The following is a 12,185-nucleotide window of genomic DNA, read 5'->3' as shown; positions in this document are numbered from 1 at the left end:
ACCCGGGCTACGCACCATGTTTGCGCCTACGCGTCCTTCTTCCGGCGCCCTTTCGGATATTTCCGCTCCATCTCGGCCTTCACCACGCGTTCGGGCCGCACCCGTGCGCCCGCGAGCCAGATCTCGCTGACGCCGGACTTGGTGCGGACTCGCCTGACCGCCTCGCCATGGCTGGCATAGCCGGCCGCGTGCACGATGCGCCCGGTATCGCGTCCGGTCACCTCGATGCGGGCGGCATCGAGGAACGGGTTGATGAACACCGGATTGGCGACCATGACCCTCTCGCCGAACGGGACGAGATCGACGGCGCCCCACAGCGTCCACCAGCGGCCGGTCCAATCGCGCGTCCTGCGCGACGGTGCGCCATGGGTGGCGAAGGCCTGCAGGATGAACTTGACGCCATTGGCCCAGCCGGGCGCCCAGCCGTCGACGGCATTGGTCAGCACGGTGATCGTGATGTCGCGCGCGGGAATGACCGAGGTGCGTGAGATGTAGCCCTGAAAGCCGCCGCCATGGCCGAACCAGTCGAAGCCGGCGGTCGTCCCGCTCATGAGCGCCAGGCCGTAATAGGCCTCTTCGACGTCCTGGGGCACGCGCCATTGCCGCCGGATCATCTCGCGCCGGCTCGCGACCGACAGCAGGCTCTTCTTCGCGTTCGGGGCGAGCTGGGCGAAGAAGCGGGCGGTGTCGGCTGCCGTCGCGACCACGCCGGCCGCGGCCATGATCGCGTTGGTCGGATTGTCGCCGGGAATCACGACGCGGCGGCCCACGGGGACGGTGCGCGAATGACCGCGCGCGAACGGGACACCCTTGCCGAGCAGCGTCATGTCCGGCGCGCTTTCACGCAAGGCAAGTGGCGTCATGATCTCGCGCTGGAGCCAGGTCGGGTAGGGCTCGCCGGTGATCGCCTCGATGACTAGGCCGAGCAGGCCGTAGCCGTGGTTGGAATATTTGAAGCGGCTGTTGGGATCGATCGCCGGCGGCAGCTTCAGCTCCGCCAGCAGCTCATCCTTGTCGAGATAGGAGCGGCCGTCGGTGAACTGGCCGGAATCCTTGCCGTCGCGGATCAGGCCCGCCGTGTGCGACAGCAGCTGGTTCAGCGTGGCCGCGGCGACGTCCGGATGCAGATCCTTGACGTATTGTCCGACGGTGTCGTCGAGCTTCAACCGCTTCTGCTCGCGCAGGCGCATGAGGGCTGCGGCGGTGAACGCCTTGGTGTGCGAGGCGATGCGGAAGCGGTGCCGCGGCGTCAGCTTCTCGCCGCTGTCGAGATTGGCGTGGCCGTAGGCCGCCTCCAGGACGATCTCACCGCGATGGGCGATCGCAAGGATGCAGCCGGGCTGCTCGGAGACCGCGACCTGAAAGGCCAGCCAATCCTTGATGTAATCGAGTGCTGCGCCAAGCCAGGGCTCCACGAGGCAATCTCCTGTCCAAAATACGTGATGAAAATGAACTGCGAGACATCCTATCCATAGCGGACGAGGGACATGGGACAAACGAAAATGGCGCAACCCTTTCGGGTTGCGCCACTGTCGAGATCGGAGCTGCTCCGATCGCGCCGTCAGTAGACGAGGCCGGTGCCCGGCTGTTTCTCCAGCGCGTCGGCCAGCGAACGATATTCGGGGCTGTTGGTGCCGGCGAGCTGTGCGACCTTGTCGAGGTGGTACTTGGCCTGCTCGCGGTTGCCCTGTTCGAGCTGCCACAGGCCGTAATACTGCCAGGTGCGCACGTGGTTCGGATCATCCGCCAGGGCCTGCTCGTAGTACTGCTTGGAGGCCTGGTAGTTGCCGAGCTTGCGGTAGGAGTAGCCGATCAGGTTGGCGACGTCGGCGACGTCCTCTCGGTTCAGCGCCTTGAGCTGCTGGATCGCGGTGGTGTAGTCGCCGCGATCATAGATCGAGGTGTAGGCCGTGCGATAGGCCGCCAGGAACTTCGGATCTTCGATGCTCGAGCTCTTGTCCTTCTTCTTCTTGCCCGAATCCGACGCCGGCGGCGCAGACGGGGTATCGCTGCCCGCGGCATAGGCCTTCGACAGAAGCAGCGGCCCGGAGGCCACGGCCATCGAGAACAGAGCCAGCGTGGCAATCCTGATCGCAGACTTTTTCATTCGTATCTCCCGAGTTGTCGATCCAACAGGTGACTGCGTACGGAGAAGAACTCCCGCAGCTGCGAAATATTCCCGGCCATTTGCGCGGATTTTGCGCCGCGATCGGTGCATTATACGGACGACATGATGACAGACCAGTCACCTCGATGACTATCCCTTCATGTCCATGAACTGAAAACACCGCTTTACTTCAGGGTGGGTTCAGTGCCGGTTCCCTATCGTCGTCTCCATGATCACGAGCCCATCCGGACTGGATGGTGCCTCCAGATCTTCACATCACGGAGATGACCATGCTGAAGTCAATGTCTGTTGCGCTGCTCGCCGCGTCGATCCTGGCTGCGCCCGCGTTCGCCGCTGGTCCTGCAAAAACCGATACGTCCGCGAAGTCCAGCCAGACCACTGGCACCGCGAAGACCGATGTGAGCAAGACCGATGCGGCCAAGACCGACGCCACCAAGCCGGGCGCGATGCAGGCCGGCGACAAGGCCAACGAGATGAAGCCCACCGTCGGCAAGACGAAGACCAAGCCGCATGCCTCGCTTGTCCGCCACAAGCATCGCCACGTCGCGCATCTCAGCCATCACAACAAGGTGAGCCTCAAGCGCGTGACGCCGGCGACCCGCCGCGGCTGATCCGGCCACGGCCTGGCCAAGCCAGATCTGATCGTCGACCGCCGGAGCGCCAGAGCGCTCCGGCGGTCGCGGCTTGACGAAGGCGTGAGCCGGGACGGATTTCCCGGGTGTCGGCTTTGAGCTAGAACGACCGCGGGATTGGCTTGCAAGAGTTGGGCGCCGTGGGGATGGGGAGATCGAGCTGGTGGCCGGCGACCGTGCTGGCGCTGCTGTTGGCCGGCTGCGCGAGCGGCGGTCCGGCCGCGTTCATGAGCGAGGACAATCGCGGCATCGCCTATACCGGTGATCGTGGCGTCGGCAGCCAGCCGTTTCCGACCAACCACCGCAGCGAGATCCTTTCCTATCTGAGGACCTACCTGAACAATCCGGTCGGGGTGCGCGACGGCGTCATGGCGGAGCCGGTGCAACGGACGGTCGGTGGCCGGCTGCGTTATGTGAGCTGTCTCCGCTATGCGGCGCGCGAGTCCGACGGCAGCTACCGTCCGGCGCAGGAGCGGGCGGCGGTGTTCGTCGACGGCCGGTTCGACCGCCTGGTCGAGGATGCCGGCGAGCTCTGTGCCGGGTCGACCTACACGCCATTCCCGGAGCTGGCCGGCCTCACGCGTTAGGCCGCGGCGTTTTCGACGGCCTGCCACGTCGTCGCAGCGCCTTGCCAAGCGGTTCGTCCGATCACAAATCAGGGACGGGCCGAACGCTTTGTCGCCTTGCGGCGACCAAATGTCGGGCGAGGCGTCAGCTTCACGAAATATTCGGGAAGCCTATGGAACAAAAGGCCTTTGTTGCCCTCTGGTGACACCGCAGCAGCAATCACAGCTGCGTCACCGCCACCGGGCAACCCAAATGCGGCCATGATGTTCGATAGATGTCGCAAACGAATAACGGGGACGTCCCATGAAGCGGTTTTTGATCAGTGCAGTGGCCTTGACCACCTTGGCTGCCCCGGCTTTCGCCGCCGACATGCCTCCGCGCACCTACACCAAGGCGCCGGTCTACACGCCCCCTCAGGCGATCTACAACTGGACCGGCTTCTATCTCGGTGGTCACCTCGGCGGTGCCTTCGCCGGCAACAACAGCCTGGAAGGCAACAACGGGCGCTTCCTCGGCGGCGTGCAGGGCGGCTTCGACTACCAGTTTGCCCCGAACTGGGTGCTCGGCATCGAGGCCCAGTACAGCTGGATGGACCGCAACACGACCAATTTCGGCTTCCCCGGGGCGACGGTCGTGACCTCGACCGGCGCCAACCAGCTCGGCTCGGTCACCGGCCGTCTCGGCTACACCTGGGGACCGGCGTTGCTCTACGCCAAGGGCGGTTACGCCTGGCGGGACGGCAACAATCTCGGGGTGAGCGTCGCCGGCGTGCCGACGGGCTTCACCACGTCCGGCAATACCAAGGACGGCTACACCGTCGGCGCCGGCCTCGAATACATGTTCGCGCCGAACTGGTCGGCCAAGGCCGAATACCAGTACTACAATTTCGGCAATACGACCTTCACGGGCGGACCGGCTCCGGTCGTGGGCAGCCGCTTCAACGGCGACGAGCATACGGTCAAGGTCGGCGTGAACTACCGCTTCGGCTGGGGCGGGCCGGCCGCCAGCAAGTACTAAGCGAGGTCGCGAGCCCCTGGCCGACGGCTTCCGGGTCGAGCGTATCGCGCCTCAATTCCAACACGCCCGCGCCGTCTGGTGCGGGCGTGTTGTTGTCCGGCGGGTGGCCGGCGATGGTTTCGAGGACGCTCACGCGGTGCGAAAAAATTTTCAAACCTTCGTGAAACTTTCGCCATCAGTTGATATTATCAGTCCGCCGGTTTGATGGATCATCCCACATGCGTATCTTGGTGTCCGTGCTGTTGTTGTCGGCGGCTGTTTTGCCGTGCTCCGCCCAGACCGTCCTGAAGTCCGAACCGTTGATGCTGGCCCCCTACGAGGTGGCGCTGGTGCAAACCGCGTCCTGCCCGTCGGGCAAGGTGCTGAAGGTGACCGGCGCGATCCGCGGCGTCAGCCGCAAGCGCGCCTGTGTCGCCCTTCCGGCCGAAACGGTATCGCTGGCGACGGCGACGCCCTGAGAACGGGCTTCATGGCGACCTTCCAGCGGGCAGCTCCGGCTGCCCGCTGATCGCGGGTCTGTCTGTCGAAAAATCCTTGATCAAGGCAAGTCGTCCGCGGGAGCGGACGGGCATGAATGCGTGAATGTCTTCTGCCGGCGGCTTCGGTCTGGGCACGCCGAGGCTCCGGGATCAGCCGTGCACAGAGCCTATGGTATCGTCCAAGGCGCGCTTCCGCCGCAGCCGCTCAGGATGCGAACGGGATGTTGAACTCCTGCTCGGCTTCGGCACGGTTCTGCCAGGGATCTTCCTCGGGCTCGGCGGCGCAGGGCCGGATCTCGTAATCATTGTCGAGCTGCAGATGCGCGGTCGATCGCGCATTGATCATCACGTCCACCACCAGCCCACTCTGCCGCGCCAGCCTCCAGACGTCTCCCTCGGTCGGATAGGCATTGCTCAACTTGGCGTCGTTGCAAAACAGCGCGTAGGGCATTCCAAACAGCTCCGGAGAAGCGAAGGATGAACCGAGAATGAACGGCACGTGCAGCGAGACACTGGCGCGCCTGAGGCAGGAAAGGGGCCTTTTCGGGCGGCCGAGTCGTAAACGAGTCCTAAATTTTTGAAAAAAGAATCCGTGGGACTCCGGGGCTAGAATCGCCAGATGGTTAAGCCCATGGGAACCGATCTCCACATCTTCTGCGGGCGGATCCAGCTGACGCTCGCCTTTGGGCTGCTGCTCGCCTTCGTCGCCAATGTGGCGCTGCTGTGCGCCTGGCTGTGAGCCGGCGTGTCGATTGCGGATACGTTTGTGCACCCTCGGCCATCGGAGATCCTTGGCGCGGTCGCCTTTAGTCCTCAGGGAGGGCGCTCCGTCCGGCCGATGCTTTCAGGCGCGCGAGTGTCGCGCTGAAATATTCCTGACGCTCCCGATTGAAGCGCTCCTGATGGGCCCGGAAGCGTGCGACGCGGGCGCGAATCTCCGCCTGCATGTCGCGCTGGAGATCGAGCTGCGAGGCGATGCTTGTGAAACGCTCCGCAGGGACCGGGCTCGCGGTGGCGAACGAAGCCTCGGACGCGATGGAGTCGGGCGCTCTCGGCCTTGCAGGCTCCCCCACAGCATCGGGGATTTCAACTTGCACGTTGCCGCCGCGACGTGTCTCGGTTTCGACGGTGTTGGCCATCACGTGCTCGACAGCGGCATGCGTCGGGCGACCGGCCACGGCCTGCTGCGGTGTGATGGGGGTGCCGACCGGAACGGTCGGCAGCTCGAACTGGGCGAAGTCGGCGGGCTTGCCGGTGACCGACTGCACGAAGGCCATGGTCTGCGCGATCAGCGCATCACGCTCTTCTTTCCACGTCATGACGCTTGTCCCCCGATGCCTCAATTGCAACAAAAGCGGCTGACGAAATCAAGTTGAAGACCAGTGACTTCTGGGGATAAGCAGGAGTTCTAGGTGAGATGTGACAACAATATTGCCACAGTCTGAACCCGTTTCGTCCCCACCCGCCAAAGGCGATACCGGAAATCCAGTCGCGTACAAATGGTTCCTAAGCGGCGGGTTTTTCCGGAGCTCTTCTTGACAGAGGAGGGCGGCTCGCCCCTATGACCGAGCCGCCCCGGACTTCGGGGATCATCTGCTCGCAACCTTCGTGCACCGTCCGGGCACTTCGCAGTCTTCGATGGACAACCCTTCACGCTCCGAGCGGTCGCGCAAGGCCGCGCTCACCGCCGCCCTCACCATCATCGCCCGCGATGGTCCGGGGCGGCTGACGCTCGACGCCATCGCCCGCGAGAGCGGGCTGAGCAAGGGCGGCCTGATGCACCAGTTTCCCAACAAGGAAGCGGTGCTCAAGGCTCTGCTGGAACAGCAATTCCTGCATTTCGACGAATTCGCCAGCAGGTACAGGGCTGAAGCCGGCAAAGCGGCTGATCAGCCCGAGCTCGCGACGCAGATCGCGATCTCGCGGGAGCTGATCGCACAGCAATATTCGGTGGCGCAGGCCATGCTCGGGGCCCTCGCCCAGGAGCCGGGATTGCTGGCCGATGCCCGTGCCAAGGATGCCGAGAGAGTTGCCGAGATCCGCGGCGAGGCCGATGACGCCGATCTCGCGGTCCTGCGATGGGCGGCGGCACGTGGGCTTGCCTTGATGACGATGCTGCGCGTCTCGCCGCTGGAGCAGCCGGACCTGGACCGTCTGTTTGCCCGCCTGCTCGACGACCAGCAATGGACTGCATTCCGGCAGGCCGGGACGACCGGGGAGCGGTGACACCCTCGAGCTCGGCGCCATCTCCAGCCTTGGACGGTTCGATCTGAGCGAAGTCGGGCTGGCTTGCGTCCGATGGCGCTCGATGCCGCCGGAAGTCCCTGTCGACCGCGCATTCCTTCTCATTCGATTTGCTATTTACAAACCGTCTAGTCGGTTTATAGAGATGATCATGTGAGGCGCTGGCAACGGCGCCGCAGTCGTGGAGAAGGGGATGAGGAGTCGATTTCGGATGTCCGGCTTCGCTGCGATCGCCGCAGCGGGCCTCTGCGCGGGGTGCAACACGGTGACGCCGGTGGCCTATACCGGAGTGGCGTCGGCGCGCTATCTGGCGCCCAACGCATCCGATCCATCGGGCCGGGTGCCTTACCGCTACGCGGCCGCCGCCGACTGGCGCAGCTACGACAAGGTGACACTCGATCCGGTCGTGATCTATCGCGGCGCGGATCACCAGTTCGGCGACATGTCCGATCGGGACAAGGCTGCGCTTGCCGCCTACATGCAGCAGCGTTTCCTGGAAAGTCTCTCGACACGCTTCCAGATCGTCCATCAGCGTGGGCCGAATACCCTGCGCCTGCGGCTGACCCTGACCGGCGCCGTCGCCAACACGCCGGTGCTCGGCGTCGCCTCCCGCTTCGATCTCGCCGGAGCCGTCTACAACGGCGTGCAGAGTGCACGCGACGGAGAAGGACTACTGACCGGCTCGGTGTTCTATGCGGCGGAGATTTTCGATGCCGCGAGCGGGCGACTGCTTAGCGCCTTCGTCAGCAAGCAATATCCCTCGCCCTACGACATCAAAGCCAGCGTTGGTGCGCTCGCGGCCGCCGAGGCCGGAATCGATAAAGGCGCCGAGGCCCTGGTCGCACAGCTCCAGTGAGCGGGCCGTGCGAACGATCGCGCCGCGCGGGCAGATGGCACCGCATCGGACGAGCGCGTGGCTCGAGGCCATGGAGACAATGAGGTCCCTGGACATGACATTGAGATTCGTTCTGCGCGTCGGGTTGCGCATCGTCGTCAGTCTGCTGCTGTCGATGGCGGAGGGCCGTGGTCACGCCGCTCCCGTCGGCGATCCGGTCGGCACATGGTTGACCGAGGACGGCCGCGCCCGCGTCCGCATCGAGCGCTGTGGCGCGATGGCCGACCGCGTCTGCGGCTACATCGTCTGGATGAAGGAGGTGGCGGATGCCAAGGGGCAGCCGTTCCGCGACCGGCTGAATCCCGATCCGGCCAGGCGCGGCCGTCTGCTGCTCGGCCATCAGATGCTGCTCGGCCTGAAGCTGAACGCCGACGGCCGCCACAGCGGCGAGGTCTACAACGCCGAGGACGGCAAGACCTATGCTGTCTCGATCTGGCGCGATGACCCGAAGATTCTGGCGGTCAAGGGCTGTCTGCTCGGGCTGTTCTGCGCGACGCAAGGTTGGGCGTTGGTCACTGATCAGGTGCCCGGCCAACTCATCGGAGCGACCGGCGAGGGCGGCGGGCCGTTGCCGGATCCAGAGTGGACTGCGCCCAGGCCGCCGTCGGCGAGCGGCATCGCCAAGCCAGCCGCCAGGACGAGGGCGAATTGACGCCTAAAGCCGGTGACAGCCATTGCCGCAGCAAATCCCAACTGCACGGAAGCTGGTGCCGGCTGAGGGGATTGAACCCCCGACCTTCGGTTTACAAAACCGCTGCTCTACCGCTGAGCTAAGCCGGCGAAGGCACATTGGTGGCGCAGATCTCGTCGTCAGTTTGCGACGAGGTCTCGCGAAGCGCGGTGTTCCTACCAGAGTTGATGCAGTCCGGCTACTCCCCGCGTGAGCGCCGCTTCTCCCATCAGCCCAGCAAAAAGGGCGGCCGTTGGGCCGCCCCTGTCGGAGCCGATCGTCGAAGCCGCTCCGGCTCGATCTTTACTGGCAGATGTGCATCAGCCCGTCGCTGCCCTTGAACATGGTGCCGGGGCGGCAGACCAGGCCGTTGCGGGTCGCGTAACTGTTCCAGTCGCCATAGTAGCCGTTCGGGCCGCGATCATAGCTCGGTTGGCCGTAAGAGGGGCCGGGACCGTAGGCATAGGCGTCGGCGGTGCGGAACGGCGCGGTGGCGATGGCGCCGGCGGTTCCGATGGCTGCGCCAGCAACACCTGCGGCGGCCCCCACGGCACCCGCCGCGACGTCAGCCGGCCAGAAGCCGGTGCCGCGGCGATTCCAGTCGTTGTTCCAGCCATTGTTGGTCCAGCCGGCGTCGGCGCGCTGCTGCTGCATCATCGCGCCGTCGTGGCGGGCCATGTGGTGGCGGTGGTGCATGTCGCGCGCCATGGCCGGGCCGGCCAGCGCGGTCGCGAGAACAGCAGCCCCGAGAATTGCAGATCTGATCATGGATGACTCCGTCGTTGCGCCCCAACTCCTAAGTTCCTCCGGCCGCTGCCGTTCCGCGGTCACGCCGTTTTTCACGACGGCCGGCGGTGCGCGTTGTCGACACTGATCGCGATCGTCGCGTGCGGGGGTAGCGGCACGCCGGGCGGTTGAGGGAGCCGTCGGGCTGGTGACATCCACGATTGGGCTGCGCACGATGGTCGCGACCGCGCGGGCTGATGATCAGGCATTAACCCTCACGCGTGAACCCGACCGGAGCTTTAACCCGGAATGATGGCTCGCGCGTTAGTCTTACCGGCAGATTGATGTGCGCGTTTAACCCATCAGGGCGCGCGTTGCGGTATTTGTAGGACGGCAACCGGGGCGTGAATTCATGCGTATTGCAACGGCTTTTGTGATTGTGATCGGGACCTCTTCCGCAGCGCTCGCGAGCGAAGGCTTCGAGATCGTCATTCCCCAGCGACCCGGCGTGCCCGTCGTCATCGACGGCATTGATGCCTCCTATGCTGTCGTCGAAGGCCAGTCCAGTCTCGGCAAGGGTCAATACATGCAGCCCACGATCTATGGCGGCCGCACGGTCCCGCCCGAGCCATATGTCGGCCATTACTATCCGACCCTCGGAGCGAGGCCCGGCTATGGCCGGATGGAGATCGAGCCGCCGGCCGATCGCAAGCTGCCGAAGCCCGCCGAGAGCTATTCCCGCTCGTGGGGCGCTCAATCCCAGATGCAGCCGCCGGAGCCGACGGTGCCGATGTATCCGCCTGCCGTCATCCTGGCTCCGCCCGATGGTGATCCACCCGGCTATCCCAATCGGCCGCCGGCCTACCGCCGCTAGCGAGCAACTCACCATCGACAGCCAAACACAAGCAAGACAAGCAAGAACAGATCAACAGGAGAGAGTTATGCGTGGAGTAATTTCAGGACTTGTCGCGATTGCCGGTCTCGCCGTCGCCGGCAGCGCACCGGCCGCGGCCTGCGGCGCCACCGCCTGCGGCCCGTGCGGCTACGCCACCCCCTGCGCGCCGCAGGTCACCTATCAGCCGACGGTCACCTATCAGCCGACCGTGACGTATCGGCCGCAATATTTCTATCAGCCCGGCTACACCTATGGCCACGGCTGCGGCGCCTGCGGCGCGAGCTATGAGCGGCTGTCCGAGCCGACCCGGCAGTATTATTACGTCAACCAGGGGCCGACCTACAGTGGTCCAGGCGCCTTCGCGCCGTATCCGGCCTATGAGGAGCAGGCGCTGCCGGTCTACAGCTATCACCATCGCCGCCACGCCTATCGCTGGGGCGCCTCCCCTTACTATCACGGCCAGCGCGTGCTGCGCCGCTACTACTGATCAGCCGGACATTCGTTCAGGCCAACGCCCGTGCGCCTCGGCGCGCGGGCGTTTGATCATTTCGGCATCAATCCGATCCGGGTCGCGCCGATATAGAGCGCGAGCACGGCGGCATTGGAGACGTTGAGGCTCTTGATGGCGCCGGGCATGTCGAGCCGTGCCACGACGCTGCAGGTCTCGCGCGTCAATTGCCGCAGGCCTTTGCCCTCCGCGCCCAGCACCAACGCGAGCGGCTCGCGCAAGGCGACCGCCGCGATGTCCTGCTCGCCCGCGCTGTCCAGCCCCACCGTCTGGAAGCCGCGCTCGTTCAGGCGCGTCAGGGCGCGAGCGAGGTTCTGCGCCGTGATGATCGGCACCAGTTCGAGCGCACCGGAGGCTGATTTGGCCAGCACGCCGGTGGCCTCCGGGCTGTGGCGGGCGGTGGTCACGATCGCCTTCACGTCGAATGCTGCCGCCGAGCGCAGGATGGCGCCGACATTGTGCGGGTCGGTGATCTGGTCGAGCACCAGGATCAGCCCCTCGGCCGCGAGCGTGTCGATGTCCGGCGAGGGCAGGGGATCTGCCTCCGCCAGCAGGCCCTGGTGCACGGCGTCCGGACCGAGCCGCTGGTCGATCTGGCTGGGGCGCACGATCTCCGGCGTCACCCTTGTTTCGATCCGCTCGTCGGCGAGCCGCCGCGCAGCGTTCTCGGTCAGGTAAAGTTTGCGAATCCTCCGCTTCGGATTGGCCAGCGCCAGGGTCACGGTGTGCCAGCCATAGAGAATGACGGGGCCATCCGAGCCGTGGTCGCGTTCACGCCACGGCTGCGGCCGCTCGAATCCGCGCGGTTTGCCGGAGAATTTGCCGCCCGGACGGCGAAAAGGGGGCTTTCGGTCGCGTTCGCTCATGGCACGAGCTTCTGTCACGGCCTGCGGATTCTGGCAATTTGGCACCGCTCAGGCGGGAAAATTCGTCGTCCCTTGGTTGACTTCGAGGGGCGGGTTCGATCATAAGGGCCCCGGCCGCGCGCGCCCGCTCATCCGGGCCCCGCGGTCTTACCGTCTCCATGGCGCTGATGGTCCCCGACGCTGCTGTTCCGCGGCCGGCCCGAATTGCCATCGATACGGGGGAGTGTCCCGAGTGGCAAAGGGAGCTGACTGTAAATCAGCCGCCTCATGGCTTCGCAGGTTCGAGTCCTGCCTCCCCCACCATCTACTGCCTTTCAGCTCGACGAGATTTTTCGAGGGCAATGGACCCCCTTAGCCATTGTTTCGCTGCAGACCGTGCGTCGAAATATATGCCTCGCATCTCGGGCCCGGCGGTCGGTCGCGATATTCATTGGATCCTTCGTTGTTCCTTGATGCCGGGGCGGCGATTGCTCACGGCCGTCGTGGCGGGCCGGCGTGGCAATGGCGTGCGACTGATCGCCTGTTGCCGTTCCGCTGTGTCGCTTGAGGGCCCATCTC

16 protein-coding genes and 2 tRNA genes are annotated in these 12,185 nt (G+C 65.1%); 11 read left to right on the top strand and 7 right to left on the bottom strand.

The window, feature by feature from the left end; all coding sequences use genetic code 11:
• Positions 1–26: 26 nt before the first annotated feature.
• The gene (locus ACQR2C_RS05535) at positions 27–1,415 is read right to left on the bottom strand and encodes a serine hydrolase domain-containing protein (RefSeq protein WP_434880657.1); all 1,389 of its coding nucleotides are present in this window, start codon (positions 1,413–1,415) and stop codon (positions 27–29) included.
• Between the two features lie 146 nt (positions 1,416–1,561).
• Entirely contained in the window at positions 1,562–2,107 is a 546-nt protein-coding gene (locus ACQR2C_RS05530; RefSeq protein ID WP_315801035.1) for a tetratricopeptide repeat protein, read from the bottom strand.
• 290 nt (positions 2,108–2,397) lie between these two features.
• Between ACQR2C_RS05530 and ACQR2C_RS05525 the strand changes: the two genes are divergently transcribed.
• The 4 genes from ACQR2C_RS05525 (at position 2,398) to ACQR2C_RS05510 (ending at position 4,802) form a co-directional block, all read left to right on the top strand.
• Positions 2,398–2,739, top strand: a complete 342-nt coding sequence (locus tag ACQR2C_RS05525) for a hypothetical protein (protein WP_315801034.1) — start codon at positions 2,398–2,400, stop codon at positions 2,737–2,739.
• A gap of 161 nt (positions 2,740–2,900) precedes the next feature.
• Positions 2,901–3,347: a hypothetical protein gene (locus ACQR2C_RS05520; protein WP_315801033.1), complete on the top strand. Its 447-nt coding sequence runs from the start codon at positions 2,901–2,903 to the stop codon at positions 3,345–3,347.
• Positions 3,348–3,630: 283 nt separating this feature from the next.
• Positions 3,631–4,344: an outer membrane protein gene (locus ACQR2C_RS05515; protein WP_316216006.1), complete on the top strand. Its 714-nt coding sequence runs from the start codon at positions 3,631–3,633 to the stop codon at positions 4,342–4,344.
• Positions 4,345–4,562: 218 nt separating this feature from the next.
• Positions 4,563–4,802, top strand: coding sequence for a DUF6719 family protein (locus ACQR2C_RS05510; protein WP_315737532.1), 240 nt, complete (start codon positions 4,563–4,565; stop codon positions 4,800–4,802).
• 226 nt (positions 4,803–5,028) lie between these two features.
• Here ACQR2C_RS05510 and ACQR2C_RS05505 read toward each other — a convergent pair whose 3' ends face one another.
• Positions 5,029–5,274, bottom strand: coding sequence for a hypothetical protein (locus tag ACQR2C_RS05505; RefSeq protein WP_434880656.1), 246 nt, complete (start codon positions 5,272–5,274; stop codon positions 5,029–5,031).
• 180 nt (positions 5,275–5,454) lie between these two features.
• Between ACQR2C_RS05505 and ACQR2C_RS05500 the strand changes: the two genes are divergently transcribed.
• Positions 5,455–5,562 (top strand): hypothetical protein, encoded by a 108-nt coding sequence (locus tag ACQR2C_RS05500; RefSeq protein WP_041750859.1) that lies wholly within the window; start codon positions 5,455–5,457, stop codon positions 5,560–5,562.
• 67 nt (positions 5,563–5,629) lie between these two features.
• Here ACQR2C_RS05500 and ACQR2C_RS05495 read toward each other — a convergent pair whose 3' ends face one another.
• Positions 5,630–6,142, bottom strand: coding sequence for a hypothetical protein (locus ACQR2C_RS05495; RefSeq protein ID WP_316216007.1), 513 nt, complete (start codon positions 6,140–6,142; stop codon positions 5,630–5,632).
• Positions 6,143–6,461: 319 nt separating this feature from the next.
• Here ACQR2C_RS05495 and ACQR2C_RS05490 point away from each other — a divergent pair, with 319 nt between their 5' ends.
• The 3 genes from ACQR2C_RS05490 to ACQR2C_RS05480 all read left to right on the top strand — a co-directional run bounded on the left by ACQR2C_RS05490 (position 6,462) and on the right by ACQR2C_RS05480 (position 8,614).
• Entirely contained in the window at positions 6,462–7,049 is a 588-nt protein-coding gene (locus ACQR2C_RS05490) for a TetR/AcrR family transcriptional regulator (RefSeq protein ID WP_316177033.1), read from the top strand.
• A 229-nt stretch (positions 7,050–7,278) separates the two neighbouring features.
• Positions 7,279–7,923, top strand: coding sequence for a DUF3313 domain-containing protein (locus ACQR2C_RS05485; protein ID WP_434880655.1), 645 nt, complete (start codon positions 7,279–7,281; stop codon positions 7,921–7,923).
• Between the two features lie 94 nt (positions 7,924–8,017).
• The gene (locus tag ACQR2C_RS05480) at positions 8,018–8,614 is read left to right on the top strand and encodes a DUF2147 domain-containing protein (protein WP_316237698.1); all 597 of its coding nucleotides are present in this window, start codon (positions 8,018–8,020) and stop codon (positions 8,612–8,614) included.
• A gap of 53 nt (positions 8,615–8,667) precedes the next feature.
• Here the strand turns inward: ACQR2C_RS05480 and ACQR2C_RS05475 are convergent.
• Together ACQR2C_RS05475 and ACQR2C_RS05470 are read right to left on the bottom strand one after the other, a co-directional pair.
• A tRNA-Thr gene (locus ACQR2C_RS05475) sits at positions 8,668–8,742 on the bottom strand.
• A gap of 193 nt (positions 8,743–8,935) precedes the next feature.
• Positions 8,936–9,400, bottom strand: coding sequence for a hypothetical protein (locus tag ACQR2C_RS05470; RefSeq protein ID WP_316177037.1), 465 nt, complete (start codon positions 9,398–9,400; stop codon positions 8,936–8,938).
• A 370-nt stretch (positions 9,401–9,770) separates the two neighbouring features.
• Here ACQR2C_RS05470 and ACQR2C_RS05465 point away from each other — a divergent pair, with 370 nt between their 5' ends.
• Both ACQR2C_RS05465 and ACQR2C_RS05460 read left to right on the top strand, forming a co-directional pair.
• A complete protein-coding gene (locus tag ACQR2C_RS05465) occupies positions 9,771–10,232 on the top strand; it encodes a hypothetical protein (protein ID WP_316237699.1) in 462 nt (153 codons plus the stop codon).
• 67 nt (positions 10,233–10,299) lie between these two features.
• On the top strand, positions 10,300–10,740 hold the full coding sequence (locus ACQR2C_RS05460; protein ID WP_316237700.1) for a hypothetical protein: 441 nt from the start codon (positions 10,300–10,302) through the stop codon (positions 10,738–10,740).
• Between the two features lie 56 nt (positions 10,741–10,796).
• Here the strand turns inward: ACQR2C_RS05460 and rlmB are convergent, their stop codons facing one another.
• On the bottom strand, positions 10,797–11,627 hold the full coding sequence (gene rlmB / locus ACQR2C_RS05455) for a 23S rRNA (guanosine(2251)-2'-O)-methyltransferase RlmB (protein ID WP_434880654.1): 831 nt from the start codon (positions 11,625–11,627) through the stop codon (positions 10,797–10,799).
• Positions 11,628–11,844: 217 nt separating this feature from the next.
• On the opposite strand from rlmB, the gene ACQR2C_RS05450 reads away from it, so the two are divergent.
• Positions 11,845–11,930, top strand: a tRNA-Tyr gene (locus ACQR2C_RS05450).
• Positions 11,931–12,185 lie beyond the last annotated feature (255 nt).

It is taken from the genome of Bradyrhizobium sp. HKCCYLRH3061 (assembly GCF_051168015.1).
Taxonomy (GTDB): Bacteria; Pseudomonadota; Alphaproteobacteria; order Rhizobiales; family Xanthobacteraceae; genus Bradyrhizobium.
The sequence above is the reverse complement of the archived record's forward strand: the minus strand, read 5'-3'. Positions and strand labels throughout refer to the sequence as shown.